Here is an 18,003-nt window from a genome sequence, read left to right on the forward strand (position 1 = left end):
ATCGGGCTGAAGAACCTGGCCTACAACATGCGCCGCGTGGTTCAGCTGGACGGGCTGGCTGCCGCCCGCGGCCCGACGTGAGCGGAGTGGTGACAGGAGAAGTGTGTCTGGAGCGCAGCTGAAGAGGCAAAAACAACCAAAAAGAGCCGCCGAGCGGGACCCATCGGGGCGTTCAGCGGCCACCGGAGCCGTTTATCGGGCCGCAAGAGCCTACGCAGCCGCATTTATCGAGGTGCCCTTATTACAAAGCTATACGATATTTTGATTGATCCAGAAGAAACGCTGCGCTTCACAGTGGGGCGAATATCTGTTCACCCGAATGCACCGAACTCAGTAGCAGATAAAGTCACGTTCTCTATTGATCTGCGCCATCCCGACGAGAAGACCCTTGATGAGGCTTCCGACCGGATTGCTCAAGTCGTTGAAGCTGTGGAACTCGCGGAGCACAAATCTTGCAAGATAGAAATAAAGGACGTTGCCCGGCGCCCTCCCTGCCAATTTCATACTAGGTTGACCGAGTCGCTTTCGGAAGCGACAAAAGCGCTTTCCATTCCCTCCAAATCGCTTATGTCGGGTGCTTTCCACGACGCACAGGCTATCGCTTCGGTGGCGCCGACGGCAATGGTGTTCGTTCCATGCCGCTTAGGCATCAGCCATAATCCGGCGGAATACGCGGATCAAAGCGACCTCTTCGCCGGAGCAAAAACTCTTGCCGCGGCGAGCTATTCATTGGTGAAAGGGTAAGCTGGCGTCACGCGGAGGCCGCTGTAATGATGGCCGATATGCTGTCTGCGTAGGTAACTATTAATGGAGTATCCGGCACCACGGGCGGCCGGTCCACAAAATGCCGCGGTGCACCTTGCCGGGGGCGGGGGCAGGCGACATCCTCTTTGGACAGCGAGCAGGCGACCCGGTCCGCTGACCGCGCCTTCACGGACACGAAAAGGCTACACATGGCGCTTTGGAAGCAGTTGGGCCTGATGGTCGTGGCGGTCGCGCTGGTGGTCGGCTGGTTCGTCTACGAGCCGCGGATCTTCGGCGGCGAGGCTCAACAGGGCCACGCCCGCCAGGACACGACCGAGAGCCCCGCGGCGCCGGTCAGCGTGCAGCGCGTGCGCTTTACCGGCGGCGCCGGCACGCTCGAGGCGATCGGCACCGGTCGGGCGCTGCAGTCGGTGACGCTGTTTCCTGAGGCGGCCGGCCAGGTCACCGACGTGGCTTTCCAGGCCGGCCAGCGGGTGTCCAAGGACCAGACGCTGCTGCAGCTGGACTCGCAGGCCGAGGAACTCGCCGTCGAGTTGGCCCGCGCCCGCCTGCAGGCTGCCCGCCAGGAACTGGCGCGCTACGAGAGCGCCGCCGGCAGCGGCGCCGTCTCCGGCAACGAGGTCGACGCCGCCCGCAACGCGGTGGAAACCGCGCGCATCCAGCTACGCCAGGCCGAGGTCGTGCTGTTCGACCGCACCCTGGTGGCGCCGTTCGCCGGCGTGGTGGGCATCCCTCAGGTCGACGCCGGCGACCGGGTAACGCCCTCGACCGAGATCGCCACGCTGGACGACCGCTCCGCCCTGCTGGTCGACTTCGAGGTGGCCGAATCCTTCGCCGCCTCGGTCGAGCTCGGCGACCGGGTGCGGGCGACCACCCCCGCGCTGCCCGAGGCGCAATACGCCGGCGAGGTATCGGCGGTGGCCAGCCGGATCGATCCGCAGACCCGCACGCTGCAGGTCCGCGCCCGCCTGCCGAACGAAAACGGCCGGTTGCGCCCCGGCATGTCGTTCACCGTGCGGCTGCCGCTGAGCGGCCGGACCCGCCCGTCGGTGCCGTCGATCTCGATCCAGTGGGAACGCGAGGGCGCCTACGTCTGGCGCGTCACCGAGGACGACACCGCCGAGCGCGTCGGCGTCGAGGTGCGACGGCGCGACGAGGCCTGGGTGCTGGTTGAGGCCCCGCTCGAGGAGGGCGAGCGCATCGTCTCCGAGGGCATGCAGCGGATGCGCCCCGGCGTTCCCGTGAAGATCCAGTCCGACGACCAGGGCCCCCAGGTGGCGACCGAGCCCGGCGATGGCGTCTAATCCCGGGACGCACCGGCAGGGCCTGCCGGCGATCAGCGTGCGCCGGCCGGTGCTGGCGATCGTGTTGAATCTGCTGATCGTGCTGGCCGGGGTCGCCGCGATCCTGAACGTGCCGGTGCGCGAGCTGCCGAAGATCGAGCGCCCGGTCGCCAGCGTGAACGCCGATCTGCCCGGTGCCGCGCCGGAGACGATGGATGCCGAGGTTACCCGCATCCTGGAGGGCGCGGCGGCGCGCGTGCCCGGCGTCACTCAGATCAGTTCGGCCAGCGAGGAAGGCACCAGCCGGATGCAGGTCGAGTTCGACCCGGCGGTGGATATCAACACCGCCGCGAACGACCTGCGCGAGGCGATCGCCTCGGTCGAGGAGGAGCTGCCGGCGGAGACCGAGAACATCACCGTGGTGAAGGCCGACGACGAAGCCGAGCCGGTGATCCGCCTGGCCGCGCGCAGCGACGCGATGTCGCAGACCGACCTCACCGATCTGATCCAGGACCGCATCGCGCCGGCGCTGCTGAGCGTGCCCGGCGTCGCCGACGTGCGCTTGTTCGGCAACCGGCAACAGACCCTGAACCTGGTGATCGACCAGGCGGCGCTGGCGAGCCACGGGCTGGCGGTGAACGATGTCGCGGACGCGGTGCGCAACGCCGGCCTCGACATCCCCGCCGGCAGCGTGCCGGTGGAGGGGCAGAACCTGCTGGTGCGCGCAGACGCGACCGTGGTCACGGAACACCGCATGTCGCACCTATTCATCGACGACACCACCCGCATCGGCGATGTCGCCAACGTGTTCTACGGTCCGGCCGAGGCGACCTCGTACGTGCGCCTAAACGGCGAGCGGGTGATCGGTCTGGACGTGATCCGGCAGGCGCAGGCCAACACCATCGAGATCTCCGACGGCATCGATCAGGTGGTTGAGCGGCTGAACCGCGAACTCACCGGGGTGGCGTTGGTCGAGACCTCCGACGACGCCGTCTACATCCGAGGCGCGGTGCAGGACGTGCTGCTGACGCTCGCGCTCGGCGTTGCGATCGTGATCGGCGTGATCCTGTGCTTCTTCGGCTCGCTGCGCCTGACCTTGGTCCCGTCGGTGACGATCCCGGTGGCGCTGATCGGCACGGTCGCGGCGATCTGGCTGCTGGGCTTCTCGATCAACATCCTCACCCTGCTGGCGCTGGTGCTGGCGACCGGCCTCGTGGTCGACGACGCCATCGTGGTGCTGGAGAACATCGAGCGTGTCGCCGCCAAGGGCACGCGCCGGCTGGCCGCCGCGGTGCTGGGCACGCAGCAGGTGTTCTTCGCGGTCCTCGCGACCACGGCGACGCTGGCCTCGGTGTTCATCCCGATCGCGCTGCTGCCCGGGCGCACCGGCAAGCTGTTCACCGAGTTCGGCTTTACCCTAGCGATCGCGGTGGGCCTGTCGTCCTTCGTCGCGCTGAGCGTGGTGCCGATGCTGGCCTCGCGCCTGATCGACGAACCGGGCGAGGGCCGGCCGCCCGGCCCGATCCGCCGCGGGTTCGTCGGCGTCGGCAGCCGGCTGGCGCGGCTCTACGAGGTGGTGCTCATCAGGCTGCTGCGGGCGCCGATCCTGACCGTCGGGCTCGCGCTGCTGATCGCCGCGGTGGTCGGCAGCCTGTTCACCTCGCTGGACCGCGAGCTGGTGCCGGAGGAGGACCGGGGCGTCATCCAGGTCTGGCTGCAGGGCCCGGACGGTGTGAACCTGGACTACTCCGACCGCCAGGTAACCAAGGTCGAGAACATCCTGCAGCCGCTGGTCGACAGCGGCGAGGCCACCGGCATCCTGGCGATCGTGGGCCGCTACGACCTGCATCGCGGCTACGTGGTGGCGCCGCTGGCGCCCTGGGGCGAGCGCCGCAGCCAGCAGGCCATCGCCGCCGAACTGAAGCCGAAGTTCGACGAGATCGCCGGCGCCCAGGTGCGGATCTCCAGCCCCAACAGCCTCGACGTCGGCGACGCCGGCTCGGAGATCGAGTTCGCCGTCACCGGCAGCTCCTACCCGGAGATCGCCGCGGGCACGCGCCGGCTGGTCGACGCCATCGAGGCGCGCGTGCCGGAGCTGCGCGGCGTCACCATGGAGTACCAGACCACGCAGCCCGAGCTATCGGTGCAGATCGACCGCGCGCGCGCCTCCGACCTCGGCATCGACATCGACGGCCTGGCGACCACGCTGCAGGCGATGGTCGACGGGACCGAGGTGACGCAGCTCAACGTCGACGACCGTTCCGTTCCGCTGCGATTGGAATCCCGCTTCGGCGCGCTGAACGATACCGACGACTTGAACAACCTCTACGTCGCCACCGCCGGCGACCGTATCGTGCCGCTGTCCACCCTCGTCAGCTTTTCCGAGAGCGGGGCCGCGACCGAGTTGGAGCGCTACGGCCAGCAGCGCGGCATCGAGGTCGAGGCCAACCTGGCCGAGGGGATCACCCTCGGCGAGGCGGTGGACCGCGTGGCGGCGCTGGCCGATGTGCTGCCGCAGGGCCAGAACCTGGCGTTCCAGGGCAATGCCGATCAGCTCGAGCAGGCCAACCGCGACGCCCTGATCACCTTCGCGATCGCCCTCCTGGTGGTGCTGCTGGTCCTGGCGGCGCAGTTCGAGAGCTTCGCCAGCGCCGTCGTGGTGATGGCGACGGTGCCGTTCGGCCTGGCCGCCGCGGTGCTATCGCTCTGGCTGACCGGCACCAGCCTGAACGTCTACAGCCAGATCGGCCTGGTCATGCTGATCGGGCTGATGGCGAAGAACGGTATCCTGATCGTCGAATTCGCCAACCAGCTGCGCGACCGCGGCCGCTCCGTCACCGAGGCGGCGCGCGAGGCTGCGGTGGTTCGCTTGCGACCGGTGATGATGACGATGCTCTCCACCACGCTGGCGGGCATCCCGCTGATCGTCACCGGCGGCCCGGGTGCGGAAGCGCGCCACGCCATCGGCTGGACCATTTTCGGCGGCCTCGGGATTGCCATCCTCGCGACCCTGATCGTCACGCCGGTGGTCTACAGCTTGCTGGCGCCGCTGGCGAAGGCGCGCGGCGACTTTACCCGTCGGCTCGATCGCGAGCTGGCTGCCGCCCCCGATGCCGATGCACGGACGCAGCATGGTTGATCCGCTGCGCCGAGCGCTCCGGCCCGGCATCGCCGTCGGAATGGCGCTGGGACTGCTGGGCTGCGCCACCGTTGGCCCGGAGATGCAGTCGCCGGAGGTCGACCTGCCGCAGGCCTACGACGCCCCGGTGCCCGCCCCGTTCTCCGGTGACGAGGCGGCCGCGGCCGCCCGGCGCTGGTGGACCAGCTTCCGGGACCCCACCCTGAGCGCGCTGGTCGAGGAGGCGCTCAAAGCCAACCTGGACGTCCGGGTGGCGGCGAGCCGGGTGCGCGAGGCCCGCGCCACCGCCCGCGGCGTCGATGCCGGGACCGGCCCAAGCGTGACCGCCACCGGCGAGGCGATCGGCACCGCCGCGCAGGAGAGCGGCGGCGACGACGGGGATGACGACGGCGAGAGCGGCGGCACCGTCACCGGGATCCTCGACGCCGAATGGGAGATCGACCTTTTCGGCGGTCTGCAACGCCGGCGCGAGGCGGCCGAGGCCGCAGCGGCCCGGCAGGCGGTGCTGCGCCGCGAGGTGCAGCGCACGATCGCCGCGGAAGTGGCGCGCACCTACATCGAGCTGCGCGCGGCCGAGCGGCGCCGGGCGTTGCTGGAGCAGTCGCTGGACCTGCAGGTGCGGACGCTGCGGCTGGTGCAGCAGCGCGTCGAGTCCGGCCTGGCGCGGCGGCTCGACGCGATCCAGGCGCAGGCGCAGGTGGACCAGCTGCGCGCCGACGTCGGCCCGCTGTCGACCGAGGTACGGCGCCGGCGCAACGCGCTCGCGGTGTTGCTCGGCGTGGCGCCCGGCGAACTCGACCCGCTGCTGATCCGGCAGGACGACGCCGGCATCCCGCAGACGCAGGCCGGCGGCGCCGTCGGCGCGCCGGCGGAGCTGTTGCGCCGGCGCCCGGACGTGCAGGCGGCGGAGCTGCAGATCGCCGTCGCCACGGCCGAGGTCGGCGTCGCCACGGCGGAACTGTACCCGAGCCTGAGCCTGCCGGGGCGGCTCAGCGTCGGCACCGCCGACCTGTTCACCGGCTCGCCGGTGGCGACCGCGTTGGCCCGGCTGTCGCTGCTGGTCGAGTTCCCGCTGTTCGACGGCGGCCAGCGCGAGGCCGAGCTGACGGCCGCCGAGGAGCGCCTGCGCCAGGCCGCTCTAACCTATCGGCAGACCGTGCTGCGCGCGATCCAGGACGTGGAGTCCGCGATGGTCGGCTACCGCGGCACCCGCGACCGGCTGAACGCCCTTGTCGCCGCCGTCGACGCCAACCGTTCGGCCTTCGAACAGTCGCGCGCGCTGTACCGGGAGGGTCTCACCAGCTTCCTCGACGTGCTGGACAGCCAGCGCCAGCTCAACACCAGCCGGCAAGAGCTGGCGCAGGCACGGCGCGATCTCGCGCTGGAGACGGTGAACCTCTACAGCGCGCTCGGCGGGCTCCCGATGGCGCAGGCACCGAAGGCGACGCGATAGCCGGGCGAGCGACGCGCGCCGGCTCCTTGGGGCCTTGTGCGAACGCGCCAAGGGGGTGTTCTCCTCGATGGAGAGTCGGAACCGAACGTGACCCACGCCCTCCCACGCGATCATGACTCTCACTCAAGCTGTCTTAAGGCGCGCCAGGAGAGCGCGTGTCGGGCCAACGACGCGACCGGATCGTCCAACGGGCCTGCTGGTGGCCGTTCGACCGAAATGCGATCAATTTGGGAGCACGGAGGCGATCGTCGACGTCGATATCCGAAGCAACACCGCGGATGGATCGAAAAAATAAATGTTGACGCTGAAAAACGGTTTGGCGTGTGACTGCCCCGGGATTTGGGGGCCCGGAAATCGACCCAGTTCCGGCGGTGGGTTGTTCAAATAGACGTCAAATTTGTCCGCCTGTCCAGCGCCTCGGCGTTCTCGCGGCGCTCGGAGTAGCGGTCGACCAGGTGATCGGCCCGCCCGCGGGTCAGCAGGGTGAACTTCACCAATTCCTCCATCACGTCGACCACCCGGTCGTAGAGCGGCGAGGCGCACATCCGGCCGTCGTCGCCGAATTCCTGCCACGCCTTGGGCACGCTCGACTGATTGGGGATGGTGATCATGCGCATCCAGCGGCCCAAGAGGCGCATCGCGTTGACCGCGTTGAACGACTGCGAGCCGCCGGAGACCTGCATCAGCGCGAGCGTGCGCCCCTGGGTCGGCCGGGTCGCGCCGAGCGCCAGCGGGATCCAGTCGATCTGCGCCTTCATCACCCCGGTCAGGTTGCCGTGGCGCTCCGGCGAGCACCAGACCTGCCCTTCCGACCAGAACGACAGCTCGCGCAGTTCCTGCACCTTGGGATGCTCCGCCCCGGCATCGTCCGGAAGCGGCAGGCCGTCCGCGTGATAGATCCGCGTCTCGGCCCCCATCGCTTGCAGCAGCCGTTCGGCCTCGTAGGTCAGGAAGCGGCTGTAGGAGCGCTCGCGCAGCGAGCCATAAAGCAGCAGGATGCGCGGCGGATGCGCCGGCTCGACCGGACCGCTGTCGGGATCGCTCCCGGGCACCCGGAAGGCCCGCGGGTCGAGGTTGCCGGGCAAACAGCTCACGTCGCCGCCCTCCGTTCGTTGCGCCCCGGAAGCCAGCCGGCATCCGGGAAGTAGCGCCGGCCGAGCCAGAGCGCCACGTTCACCAGCGCGATCAGGACCGGCACCTCGATCAGCGGACCGATCACGGTGGCGAACGCCACCGCGGAGCCGAGGCCGAAGGTCGCGACCGAGACCGCGATGGCCAGCTCGAAATTGTTGCTGGCGGCGGTGAAGGCGATCGAGACGGTGCGCGGATAGTCCGCCTCGACCAGCCGCCCCATGGCGAACGCCACCAGGAACATCACCAGGAAGTAGATCGCCAGCGGCAGCGCGATCCGCAGCACGTCGATGGGCAGCTGCAGCACCATCCCGCCCTTGAGCGAGAACATCGCCACAATGGTGAATAGCAGGGCGATCAGCGTGAGAGGGCCGATCCTGGGCGCGTAGCTCCGGTCGAACCAGTCCCGGCCCTTGAGCGCGATCAGCCCGTAGCGCGAGACCACGCCGAGCGCGAACGGAATGCCGAGGTAGATTCCCACCGCCTCCGCGATCGTGGCGAATTCGACGTCGATTACCCGGCCCTCCAGGCCCACCAGCGGCGGCAGCACGGTCAGGAACAGCCAAGCGTAGACCGGGAAGAAGGCCAGTTGGAACAGGCTGTTGAACGCGACCAGGCCGGCCGCGTACTCGCTGCTGCCGCGCGCCAGCCGGTTCCAGACCAGTACCATGGCGATGCAGCGCGCCAGCCCGATCAGGATCACCCCGGTCATGTAGTCCGGCCGGTCGGCGAGGAAGGCCACCGCCAGCGCGAACATCAGCACCGGGCCGATCAGCCAGTTCTGCACCAGCGAGAGCCCCAGCACCCGCCAGTCCGCGAACACCCGCGGCAGCGCCTCGTAGCGCACGTTGGCGAGCGGCGGGTACATCATCACGATCAGGCCGATCGCGATCGGGACGTTGGTGGTGCCCACCCGCGCGCTTTCCAGCAGCGCGGGCAGCCCTTGGATCGTGCTCCCGAGCGCGATGCCGAGCGCCATCGCGGCGAAAATCCAAAGCGTTAGGAAGCGGTCCAGCGCCGCCAGGCGCGGACGGGTGTCGGACGCCATGTCGCGGTTTTCCTTGGCGGGTGGTCGGCCGTTCAGCCGTTGGTCCAGGTTTCGGCTGTCTGGGCGCCCAGGCGGTCGATCTCGGTCTGCAACGACATCCGGTCGAGCGAGGCGATGGGTAGGTTGATGAAGATGCCCAGCCGGTTGTTGATCTGCCGAAAGACATCGGCGACGAAGGCCCGCTTTTCCGCCTCGGAGCCCACGAAACGCGCCGGGTCCGGGAACGGCCAGTGGGCCGTCATCGGCTGGCCCGGCCAGACCGGGCAGGTTTCGCCGGCGGCGTCATCGCAGAGCGTGAAGACGAAGTCGAGCGGCGGCGCCCCGGCCGTCGCAAACTCATCCCAGCTTTTGGACCGAACCTTGTCGGTGTCGAAGCCGCTGCGGGCCAGCAGCTCCACGGCCTCCGGCATCAACGCGCCCGTCGGGTGACTGCCGGCAGATAAGGCGCGGAATTGGCCGTCACCGATCTTGTTGAGGAGGCACTCCGCCATGATCGAGCGGGCGGAATTGCGAGTGCATAGAAAAAGGACATTGAAGACGCGGTCGGTCATGCCTTGGGCTCCGGCTCGATGATGGCGTTTCAGGACCGTTGGTGGTGCTCGCGCGCGGGCTCGCAGGTTTCAGCCATCTCCAAACCGCCGCAGACTTCGGGCCGCCCGCCGCAGCAGTCTTCGGTCAGGAACCGCAAGAGGTCGCGCGTGCCCGCGATATCGGCCGAATAGACGATGTGGCGGCTTTCCCGCTGGCTTGTGACCAGGCCCGCCTGTTCCAGGTGCCTAAGGTGGAAAGACAGGGTCGCCGGCGGGACCTGCAGCTTCGCCGCGAGGTCGCCGGCGCACTGGCCGTCCGGCGCGCAGCGGATCAGCAGCCGGAACGCGTCCAGCCGGGTCGGTTGGGCCAGGGCGGCGAGGGCCTTGGTCGCGTTCGTCGTTTTCATATTTGCACGGATATCAAAAATATGTTCAATCCGCAACCGGACTTTGGTGGCGCGCGGCGCCACCAAGGCTCGCGACCTCGTGGAATCCACCATCGGCAGCCCGTAGGAGATCGCCATGGCGCCCCGGATCGCGATCAACGGCCTGGGCCGGATCGGAAAGCTGCTCGTGCGGGCCGTGGTGGACGGCAGCCTGCCGGTCGATCTCGCGGTGGTGAACGATCCGGTCGGCGACGGCGAGGTGCACGCGCATCTGCTGACCTTCGACACCGTCCAGGGGCGCTGGCCGACCCCGGTGTCGACGACGGATCGCGGCCTGAAGATCGGCGGCCATCATGCGCGCCTGACGCACGAACGGGCGATCGAGCGGATGCCGCTCGAAGACGAAGCGATTGACCTGGCGGTCGACTGCACGGGGGCGTTCAAGACGGCCGGGCAGTTGGCGCCCTATCTGGCGGCCGGCGCGAGCAAGGTCGTGGTGTCCGCGCCGGTGCACGATCCCGCTGCGGTCAATTTGGTCTACGGGGTCAACCAGGATGCCTACGCCCCCGATCGGCACGACATCGTCACCGCCGCCAGCTGCACGACCAATTGCCTGGCGCCGGTGGTCAAGGTGGTGCACGAAGCGCTGGGCATCCGTCACGGCACGATGACCACGATTCACGACGCCACCAATAGCCAGACGCTGGTGGACCGGCCGGCGAAGGACCTGCGCCGGGCGCGCTCGGCGATCAACTCGCTGATCCCGACCAGCACCGGCTCGGCCAAGGCAATCGGCCTGATCTACCCCGAGCTGGACGGTCGGCTGAACGGCCATGCGGTGCGGGTGCCCCTGCTGACCGGCTCGCTGACCGATTGCGTCTTTGAGCTGGAGCGCACGACGACGGCCGAGGACGTCAACGCCCGGTTCGCCGAGGCGGCCGAGGGGCCGCTGAACGGGATCCTGGGCTACGAGCCCAAGCCGCTCGTCTCCAGCGACTTCTGCGGGGATCCCCGTTCCGCGATCGTCGATGGGCCGAGCACGATGGTCGTCAATGGCACGCAGCTGAAGGTGTATGCCTGGTACGACAACGAGTGGGGCTACGCGATGCGGCTGGCCGACGTGCTGCGCCACGTCGCCGACCGCCTGTGATCCTGGCGAGGCGACCATGACCGAACGCACCGCGACCGCTGGCCGGCCGCAAGGGCTCGCCGCCTACCTCGTCGTCACCGGCGCCTACTGGGCGTTCATGCTGACCGACGGCGCGCTCAGGATGCTGGTGCTGCTGCACTTCCACACCCTTGGCTTCACGCCGGTGCAGATCGCCTATCTGTTCCTGCTTTACGAATTCATGGGCATGGTCACCAACCTGTACGCCGGCTGGATCGCCGCGCGCTTCGGGATGACGCCCACGCTTTACGCCGGCCTCGCCCTGCAGGTGATTGGCCTGTCGGCGCTGGCGGCCCTGCAGCCGGACTGGGCGGTCTGGCTGTCGGTGTGTTTCGTCATGGGCGTCCAGGGCTTGGCTGGGGTGGCCAAGGATCTGACCAAGATGTCGTCCAAGAGCGCGGTCAAGGTGCTCGTTCCCGACGGCGCTCACGGTCAGCTGTTCAAATGGGTGGCGCGGCTCACCGGCTCCAAGAACGCCGTCAAGGGGGTCGGCTTCCTGCTCGGCGCCGGACTGCTTGCCGGGGTCGGTTTCGAGGCCGCCGTTCTGTCGATGGCCGGCGTATTGGGCGTCATCCTGATCGGGGTGGTTGCCGCCATGCCGGGCGGCCTGCCCGCGGGTAAGAAGGGTGTTCCCTTCTCGGCCGTGTTCTCCAGGGACCGCCGCGTCAACCTGTTGTCGGCGGCGCGCGTCTTCCTGTTCGGCGCGCGCGACGTCTGGTTCGTGGTGGGCATCCCAATCTACTTTTACGAGGTGCTGTCCACGAGCGCCGGCATGACGATGCGCGAAGCGTTCATGGCGGTGGGGTGCTTCATGGGCGCCTGGATCGTCGGCTACGGCGTGGTCCAGACGCTGGCACCCCGCGTGCTTCGGGCCGAGGGCCGCGGCCTCGCGGAAACGGCCGGTCTGGCCAGCGGTTGGGTAGCCGGTCTGGCGGCGATCCCGGCGGTGCTGGCGGTGCTCGCCTACCTCTCCGGCGCGCCCAGCGCGTGGCTGACGGCGGCGCTTATCGTCGGCCTGCTGCTGTTCGGGGTCGTGTTCGCGGTGAACTCGTCGCTGCACTCCTACCTGATCCTGGCGTTCTCCCAGCGCGAGCGCGTCACCATGGACGTTGGCTTTTACTACATGTCCAACGCTGGCGGCCGGCTCCTCGGGACCCTGCTTTCCGGCCTCAGTTACCAACTGCTCGGCCTGCCAGGATGCCTCGCGGTCGCCGCCGCGATGGCCGGGTTGAGCTGGCTCTGGGCGTTGGGGTTGAGGCGGTCCGCCGTGCGTCCGTCGCCTGAATGAGGTCGCGAGCGCCCCGGGCCGGGGGCTGATAGGTATATTACAAAGGCCATGCCGCTTTCGACCGACGCGGCGCGTGTGTAGCAGAACAGCGCCTGCACGCGACCGCATCTGCGGCGACGTCGCGAGCCAGAACGACGCCCGGGCGTTCTACCGACGATCCGCACCGGCTGGATGGTGACGGCGATGGGCGCGCTTGCGAGCGCCGGCCTTAAACCGCTTTCGAAGCCGCGGGATCCGGCAACCGCGACGGGTGGGCGCACGCCGTGGGATCCTGGCCGACAAGGTGGGCGGCCGCGGCTCGGCATCGACACAGGATACCGTTGGCCTCATTGTCTGCTTGCATCCGCACCGTGCGCGCCCGCGGCGCGGTCGGTCCATCCACGTTTCCTGGAGGCCCTGACGTGACGAGTCCGCACGCCGATCTCAACGCGTTTCTCTACGCCCCCGCTGACAGCCCCGACGGCCGGGTTCGCGTCGATTTCCGGCATCACGAGGGCTTGCCCACGATCGACGAGCCCATGCGTGGCGACATTTCCGGAATGGCGGTGCGCGGCGACCATCTCTGGCTGGTTTCCGACGAGACCTGTTCGGTGGAACGCCTTACCGCGGACGGCAACGGCGACTACGACCACCACCGCAGCTACGACCTTCAGGACATCTTCGAGCTTCCGGAGAAAACGGAGATCGACCTGGAGGGCATGGCGCTGGATGGCGATTGGTTGTGGCTGGTCGGCTCGCACGCCCTCAAGCGCAAGAAGCCGCGCCCGGATAAGGACAGCGCGGCCAAGACGATCAAGCGCCTGGGTCGGATCGAGCGCGAGGCCAACCGCTTCTTCCTGGCGCGCGTGCCGTTGCAGGACGGGCCGAACGGGCCGGAGCCGGCCCTCGAAGCCGAGGACGGGCGGCGGGCCGGCAAGATCCGTATGCGGAAGGGCGTGAACGATCTCGCCGAGGCGCTGGCGGACGATCCGCATCTGGGTGCGTCGCTCACCATGCCCGCGAAGGAGAACGGGCTGGACATCGAAGGCATCGCCGCGCGCGGCGACCGGGTCTTCCTGGGCCTGCGCGGCCCCGTCCTGCGGGGCATGGCCGTCATGTTAGAGGTGTCGCTGAAGGACAGCGGTGACGGTCGCCTCAAGCTCCGCAAGGCGTTCGAGGATCACACGGGTAACGCCGCAAGGGTCCGGCTCCACTTTCTCGACCTCGGCGGCATGGGCATCCGCGACCTGGTTCTGCACGGCGGCCGGCTGCTGATGTTGGTGGGGCCGACGATGGACCTGGACGGCCCGGTGGCCGTGGTGTCGATGGCTGACCCGTTCGGTGACTTGCATGACGTGACATTCGCGCAGGACATCGCACATGTCCTGCGCGTGCCGCACGGCGCAGGCACCGATCACGCCGAGGGTATGGGCGTGGCGGCGGACGGGCGCCTGCTGGTCGCCTACGACAGCCCGGACAGTTCGCGCCTGCACGAAGATGGGCAGGCGAAGGACCTGGATGCGTTCACGCTCGTCTGACGCCGGCGAGCCGACACCGCAAGACGGTGGCACGGACCGTCGCGTTCTGGGCGATGTGCCTGCTCGCTGACAAGCGGATCGACCCCGGTTTCTCGCGTCATGAGCCCCGTCGAGGGCCGAAAACGCCCAGGGGACCTTACGGCCCAGCTCGGTGGGGGCCGGATGGGCTCGGGACTCGCTGGCCGCGGCCATGACCCATCTCGGACGACGCGACGGGTCGATAGGTGGATCATTCACCACGACCCAGGTGTGGAACTGGCGATCCTGCCTTGGTTCACCATTCATCACCGGCGTGCGAAAAGGGATTGCAAATAATCCTTTGGCGTAGCGACACTCGGCGCCATGCAGGAGAGTCCGTCCATCCATCGGCATGCAGGCGCAGGTAAAGACAACCCAGCGCATGTGCCCACCGCGGCCCAGGAGCGCGCACTCGACTTCCTGCATGCGAGCGCGCTCCAACATGTCGTGCTCGCGGATCGCAAGGCCGGGATCCTCTTCACGCTGCTGTCGGGGGCGCTTCTCTTCCTGTTTACGCGTATGCCGGACGCGGGATGGCCGATCGGTTGGGTCGTATCGACCTGGCTGGTTGTCGTCGGCCTGCTGCTCAGCGCCTCGGTGCTGGCGTTCCTGGTGGTGCTCCCGCGGCTGCGTCATGGCCCGGGGTCGGACCCTTTATTCTGGGGGGCTGTAGCGAAACACACCCAGCCCGAGAACTATCTTGCGGAGATCTGCGAGACCGATGCGGCCGCACTGGCGCGTGCCAAGGCGATCCACGGGTACCAGCTGTCCTGCATCTGTGCCCGGAAGTTCCGGCTGCTCCGCGCGGCTTTGTTGTGCGCGGCGGCCGGCTTGCTGCTTTTCCTGGCCGCGCTCGCTGTCGGTCTTCCGCCTGGCGGTCTGCAAGCTGGTGTCTCGTAGGCGACCCCTGAGCCGCGAGAGGGCGCGTCCAACCAGCAATCGGCGGGGTGTCCCCGGGTCGTAACCTACCGCCGCCGCCCGCACGGCCGGCCATTTCCACGACAGCGAGACAGCCGTCCCGTGCCGACCAAACACCAGCGATCACACGCGCGTGAGGTGTGATACCGCACACAGCGGCGATCGGATGGCTCTCCCATCCTCCAGGGTGAAAGCAAACCGGAGACGGTTTCCCTCAAAGCGGCCGTCTCCGATCCCCGACCCCTTGCACGGACGGGAAAGGAGACCCGGCATGATCCGGATCGCCAGGACCACCGGCGCCGTGGCCACCGCGCTCATGCTGGGTGCCGGTGCGCATTTCGCGCATCACGACCGGTGTCGCCGCGCCGGCGAACGCCGACAGGGCCTGGCCGGGCGTCGGCGAACGGGCCGGGAACGCGTGGAGGTGAGGCCATGAGGCGTTGGAAACCCAGCTACGGCGAAGAAGCCTACTTCCGGACCCCCCGCACCCGATAGGCCGCACGCGGTTGTGTTCGTGCCCGCCGGCCTCCCCCCTCGCCGGTGAGCGTGCGGCGTCCGGCTCCGGCGTCCGCCCCCTGCGCCGGGGCCGACCTATGTCGGCCTGTGGAAGCTCTGTTCGCCCACCGGTACAGGGTAGGGGAGGTGGTTCTCGGCGGGGGCGAGCGGACACACCCACCCCGCCGACGGCTGGTCCGGGGCGTTGTAGGCGCACGACGGATTGTACGCGAAGTTGAAGTCGAGGATCGGCGATCCGGCATCCGTGCGGCCGAGGTCGGCCCCCTTGATCCCGTCCAGCAGATAGCGACCCCCGCCATGGGTGGCGGTATGCGGATCCGCGAACGGCAGGAAGACGCCGCCGCCGTAGCCGCCGATCCAGTACAGCGTCAGTTCGCCGCCGAGCGCGTCCGCCAGCCCGCGCGTCCGGGCGAAGGGCAGCAGGCTGATGCTGCCGTCCTGGCCGATGTCGATCCCGTAGGCCGCGGCGTCCGCGACCGGATCGAGGTCGGGGGTGAAGCGAAACGACGGATCGTAATCGAACACCGTCAGCCCCGTGAACGTCCGCTTCTGGTCCTCCGAGAGCGGCGATTGCGCATGGACCGCCAAGAGGTCGTCGCGCTCCGCCCGCCACATGCACCAGGCGGCCTGGGGATCGGGCGCGACGCGCACGGCGGCGTAGAGCTCGTTGACCCGCCGGCGCCAGTCGGCGAGCGCCAGCGTCATATGCGGATCCGCCGTCTCAGCCACGGAGTTCCTCCCGGGCGAGCGCGTCGCTGATGGCTTCGTAGCCCTGGCGGGCCACCATGCGTCCGGCGGCGGTCGCGGAGGCGACGGTGTTCTCGATGCCGGTGCCCTCGACCCAGCGGTTCATCAGGTTGAAGAAGCCGCAGATCAGGGCGGCGCGCTCGACGGCCGTTTCCGGCCAGCCGGCCGCGAGCACCGCGTCGACATCCGCGGCTTCGAGGGTATCGGGCGCGGCGTTGAGCTTGTCGACGTAGGCGAGGACCGGCCGGAGCGCGCTGTCCGGGTGGGCGTTTCGGGCAGCGGATACGGTCGCCTCGAGCGCATCGGCGTCCATGCCCAATTCGAGCGCCGCGATCCGGTGGGAGTCCTGGCAGAAGCCGCAGCCGTTGGCGGCGGACACCCGCGCGGCGATCGCTTCGCGCTGAGCGGGTGTGAACGGACCGTCACCGCGCATGACAGCGTTCGCAAAGCGGTGCAAGGGGACGGCGGCAGCTGGATTGGCCTTAAAGGCGTCCATCAGCGTGCCGGACGGCCGGGAGGGGAGGAAGGTCATGGCGGGCCCCACGGTTTCGATTGTCTCTCGGGCCGCCAAATCTAGTCAGTCTTCTGTCGACCGGGAAAAGCACGATCGCATCACGGTCCCGTGACGCAGGCGGGTCTCCGGGCTATCTTCACACACGCGTGAGGTGAGCGTGAGTGCCTTGAAGGGGGAAGCAAAGCATGCCGCCGGGGGTTTCCGAGCTGAGCCGGGACGACAACTTCGCCAAGCTGTTCGAGCGCATGGCGGATGCGGCCGTCCTGATCGAGATCGAGACCGGGACGATTCAGGAGGCCAACGCCGCCGCGCGCGAGTTGCTGGGCTACGGACGCGCGGATATCGGCCGGGTGCGCGCGCAGGACATCCATCCGCACGAGCTGCCGGCGTTGACGCAGTTCATCGACGACGTGATCCAGCACGGCGACTGGGAGCGCGACGACATGGCCTGCCGGGCCCGCGACGGGGTTTTCGTGCCGGCGCGCGTGCGGGCGACCTACATCGAGGTGTTCGGCCGGCGGTGCGTGCTGAGCGTGATCCACGATCTGCGTACCGACCGGCTCGCGGAGCTCGGGCAGGCGGTCCGGAAGGTGTCCCACGACCTGCGCAACGTGCTCGCCAACGCCGTGATGCTGGCCGAGACGCTGAGTGCGCGTGACGATCCGCAGGTACAGCGGCTTGCCCAGGGGGTCCTGACCTCGGTCGACCGCGCGATCGAGATGTGCCGGCGCAGTCTGTCGGTCGGCTCGGCGGCGGAACCGGAGCCGACACCCGAGCCGATTGCGCTCGCCGCGTTGGCCCGGGAGGTGGCCAGCGAACTGCCGAGCCGCGATATACGGGTAACCGTCGACGTGCCGGCCGAGGCGAGCGCAACGGCCGATCGCCAGCAGGTCCACCGCATCCTGCTCAATCTGCTGCGCAATGCCGCGGATGCCGCTGGTACCAGCCGAATCCGGATCGACGGTGCGGTCCGCGACGACGGCTGGCGCTATCTGGACATCATCGACGACGGCCCGGGGCTGCCGGCCGGCGCGGAGAACGCGCGGCCGTCGGAACTCGCCCGGCGCAGCGGCGGCACCGGGCTCGGGCTGCGGATCGCCGAGGAGATGGCGACCCTGAACGCCGGCCAGCTGAGTTTGGTCGACACCGGCGCGACCGGCACGCGGTTCCGCGTCTGGCTGCCCGGCTGAAGCAATTGGCGCCTCGCCGGCGAACACACGCGCATCAAAGCCGCGTGAACTGTGATTGCTGGCACAACGTATGCGCGTGGCACGCGCTCACCCTGGGGTCTGTTCAGAAAACAGGTTCACCAGGGACCCTCAGGAGGTGCCGGCCATGCCAAGCTCGATCGTCCCCGCCCGTCGGCTGATCGCCGCCGTGATCCTAGCTGCTGCGAGTTTGCAGGCCGCGCCGGCTGCTGCGACAGCGTTGGATCGTGCGTCAGTGAGCACCGTTGACATCAGCGCCGATCCCACCGCCGGCGAGGCCCGGACACGGACTTATAGCCGGGCGGACCTGCGCAACTTCGTGATCGCCGCGGTGCAGATCGATCGGGTGCTGCGGCGGCAATCGCAGACGCGGC

17 protein-coding genes are annotated in these 18,003 nt (G+C 68.7%); 11 read left to right on the plus strand and 6 right to left on the minus strand.

The window, feature by feature from the left end; translation table 11 throughout:
• Positions 1-261: 261 nt before the first annotated feature.
• The 4 genes from CKO28_RS20235 to CKO28_RS20250 all read left to right on the plus strand — a co-directional run bounded on the left by CKO28_RS20235 (position 262) and on the right by CKO28_RS20250 (position 6,640).
• Positions 262-744: a M20/M25/M40 family metallo-hydrolase gene (locus CKO28_RS20235; protein WP_200342631.1), complete on the plus strand. Its 483-nt coding sequence runs from the start codon at positions 262-264 to the stop codon at positions 742-744.
• 209 nt (positions 745-953) lie between these two features.
• A complete protein-coding gene (locus tag CKO28_RS20240) occupies positions 954-2,069 on the plus strand; it encodes an efflux RND transporter periplasmic adaptor subunit (protein ID WP_200342632.1) in 1,116 nt (371 codons plus the stop codon).
• On the plus strand, positions 2,059-5,187 hold the full coding sequence (locus tag CKO28_RS20245; RefSeq protein WP_200342633.1) for an efflux RND transporter permease subunit: 3,129 nt from the start codon (positions 2,059-2,061) through the stop codon (positions 5,185-5,187). The genes CKO28_RS20240 and CKO28_RS20245 overlap by 11 nt, the downstream gene beginning before the upstream one ends.
• Positions 5,180-6,640 carry an efflux transporter outer membrane subunit gene (locus CKO28_RS20250; RefSeq protein ID WP_200342634.1) on the plus strand — a complete coding sequence of 487 codons (1,461 nt, stop codon included), beginning with the start codon at positions 5,180-5,182 and terminating at the stop codon, positions 6,638-6,640. Before CKO28_RS20245 ends, CKO28_RS20250 begins: the two co-directional genes overlap by 8 nt.
• A 380-nt stretch (positions 6,641-7,020) precedes the next feature.
• Here CKO28_RS20250 and arsH read toward each other — a convergent pair whose 3' ends face one another.
• From arsH to CKO28_RS20270, 4 genes are read right to left on the minus strand one after another with little or no spacing between them, the layout of a single operon-like run.
• Positions 7,021-7,734: an arsenical resistance protein ArsH gene (gene arsH / locus CKO28_RS20255; RefSeq protein WP_200342635.1), complete on the minus strand. Its 714-nt coding sequence runs from the start codon at positions 7,732-7,734 to the stop codon at positions 7,021-7,023.
• Positions 7,731-8,819, minus strand: a complete 1,089-nt coding sequence (gene arsB, locus CKO28_RS20260) for an ACR3 family arsenite efflux transporter (RefSeq protein ID WP_200342636.1) — start codon at positions 8,817-8,819, stop codon at positions 7,731-7,733. Before arsB ends, arsH begins: the two co-directional genes overlap by 4 nt.
• A gap of 32 nt (positions 8,820-8,851) precedes the next feature.
• Complete coding sequence (locus tag CKO28_RS20265) at positions 8,852-9,370, minus strand: arsenate reductase ArsC (protein ID WP_200342637.1); 519 nt, start codon at positions 9,368-9,370, stop codon at positions 8,852-8,854.
• Between the two features lie 29 nt (positions 9,371-9,399).
• Positions 9,400-9,873, minus strand: coding sequence for an ArsR/SmtB family transcription factor (locus tag CKO28_RS20270; RefSeq protein ID WP_242480692.1), 474 nt, complete (start codon positions 9,871-9,873; stop codon positions 9,400-9,402).
• On the opposite strand from CKO28_RS20270, the gene CKO28_RS20275 reads away from it, so the two are divergent.
• The 5 genes from CKO28_RS20275 (at position 9,872) to CKO28_RS20295 (ending at position 15,080) form a co-directional block, all read left to right on the plus strand.
• The gene (locus CKO28_RS20275; protein ID WP_200342638.1) at positions 9,872-10,885 is read left to right on the plus strand and encodes an ArsJ-associated glyceraldehyde-3-phosphate dehydrogenase; all 1,014 of its coding nucleotides are present in this window, start codon (positions 9,872-9,874) and stop codon (positions 10,883-10,885) included. The genes CKO28_RS20270 and CKO28_RS20275 overlap by 2 nt on opposite strands.
• A gap of 16 nt (positions 10,886-10,901) precedes the next feature.
• Complete coding sequence (arsJ, locus tag CKO28_RS20280) at positions 10,902-12,191, plus strand: organoarsenical effux MFS transporter ArsJ (RefSeq protein WP_200342639.1); 1,290 nt, start codon at positions 10,902-10,904, stop codon at positions 12,189-12,191.
• 497 nt (positions 12,192-12,688) lie between these two features.
• Positions 12,689-13,708: a DUF3616 domain-containing protein gene (locus tag CKO28_RS20285; protein ID WP_200342640.1), complete on the plus strand. Its 1,020-nt coding sequence runs from the start codon at positions 12,689-12,691 to the stop codon at positions 13,706-13,708.
• Between the two features lie 342 nt (positions 13,709-14,050).
• Positions 14,051-14,626 carry a Pycsar system effector family protein gene (locus tag CKO28_RS20290; protein ID WP_200342641.1) on the plus strand — a complete coding sequence of 192 codons (576 nt, stop codon included), beginning with the start codon at positions 14,051-14,053 and terminating at the stop codon, positions 14,624-14,626.
• A gap of 289 nt (positions 14,627-14,915) precedes the next feature.
• Positions 14,916-15,080 (plus strand): hypothetical protein, encoded by a 165-nt coding sequence (locus tag CKO28_RS20295; RefSeq protein WP_200342642.1) that lies wholly within the window; start codon positions 14,916-14,918, stop codon positions 15,078-15,080.
• Positions 15,081-15,235: 155 nt separating this feature from the next.
• Here CKO28_RS20295 and CKO28_RS20300 read toward each other — a convergent pair whose 3' ends face one another.
• Together CKO28_RS20300 and CKO28_RS20305 are read right to left on the minus strand one after the other, a co-directional pair.
• Positions 15,236-15,889 (minus strand): DUF1684 domain-containing protein, encoded by a 654-nt coding sequence (locus CKO28_RS20300; protein WP_200342643.1) that lies wholly within the window; start codon positions 15,887-15,889, stop codon positions 15,236-15,238.
• A complete protein-coding gene (locus tag CKO28_RS20305; RefSeq protein ID WP_200342644.1) occupies positions 15,882-16,439 on the minus strand; it encodes a carboxymuconolactone decarboxylase family protein in 558 nt (185 codons plus the stop codon). The genes CKO28_RS20300 and CKO28_RS20305 overlap by 8 nt, the downstream gene beginning before the upstream one ends.
• 167 nt (positions 16,440-16,606) lie before the next feature.
• Between CKO28_RS20305 and CKO28_RS20310 the strand changes: the two genes are divergently transcribed.
• The gene (locus tag CKO28_RS20310; protein WP_200342645.1) at positions 16,607-17,611 is read left to right on the plus strand and encodes an ATP-binding protein; all 1,005 of its coding nucleotides are present in this window, start codon (positions 16,607-16,609) and stop codon (positions 17,609-17,611) included.
• A 145-nt stretch (positions 17,612-17,756) separates the two neighbouring features.
• Positions 17,757-18,003, plus strand: a 247-nt coding sequence (locus tag CKO28_RS20315) for a hypothetical protein (RefSeq protein WP_200342646.1), incomplete at its 3' end; no start/stop codon positions are given.

Origin of the sequence: Rhodovibrio sodomensis (genome assembly GCF_016583645.1) — a bacterium.
In the GTDB taxonomy this organism is placed as follows: Bacteria; Pseudomonadota; Alphaproteobacteria; order Kiloniellales; family Rhodovibrionaceae; genus Rhodovibrio; species Rhodovibrio sodomensis.

Excerpts from the sequence above, each read along its gene's own strand:
- arsJ (WP_200342639.1), top strand. The coding sequence starts at position 10,902 with ATGACCGAACGCACCGCGACCGCTGGCCGGCCGCAAGGGCTCGCCGCC.
- CKO28_RS20305 (WP_200342644.1), bottom strand. The coding sequence starts at position 16,439 with ATGACCTTCCTCCCCTCCCGGCCGTCCGGCACGCTGATGGACGCCTTT.
- CKO28_RS20270 (WP_242480692.1), bottom strand. The coding sequence starts at position 9,873 with ATGGCGATCTCCTACGGGCTGCCGATGGTGGATTCCACGAGGTCGCGA.
- arsB (WP_200342636.1), bottom strand. The coding sequence starts at position 8,819 with ATGGCGTCCGACACCCGTCCGCGCCTGGCGGCGCTGGACCGCTTCCTA.
- CKO28_RS20250 (WP_200342634.1), top strand. The coding sequence starts at position 5,180 with ATGGTTGATCCGCTGCGCCGAGCGCTCCGGCCCGGCATCGCCGTCGGA.
- CKO28_RS20240 (WP_200342632.1), top strand. The coding sequence starts at position 954 with ATGGCGCTTTGGAAGCAGTTGGGCCTGATGGTCGTGGCGGTCGCGCTG.
- CKO28_RS20275 (WP_200342638.1), top strand. The coding sequence starts at position 9,872 with ATGGCGCCCCGGATCGCGATCAACGGCCTGGGCCGGATCGGAAAGCTG.
- CKO28_RS20310 (WP_200342645.1), top strand. The coding sequence starts at position 16,607 with ATGCCGCCGGGGGTTTCCGAGCTGAGCCGGGACGACAACTTCGCCAAG.
- CKO28_RS20290 (WP_200342641.1), top strand. The coding sequence starts at position 14,051 with ATGCAGGAGAGTCCGTCCATCCATCGGCATGCAGGCGCAGGTAAAGAC.
- CKO28_RS20245 (WP_200342633.1), top strand. The coding sequence starts at position 2,059 with ATGGCGTCTAATCCCGGGACGCACCGGCAGGGCCTGCCGGCGATCAGC.
- CKO28_RS20295 (WP_200342642.1), top strand. The coding sequence starts at position 14,916 with ATGATCCGGATCGCCAGGACCACCGGCGCCGTGGCCACCGCGCTCATG.
- CKO28_RS20265 (WP_200342637.1), bottom strand. The coding sequence starts at position 9,370 with ATGACCGACCGCGTCTTCAATGTCCTTTTTCTATGCACTCGCAATTCC.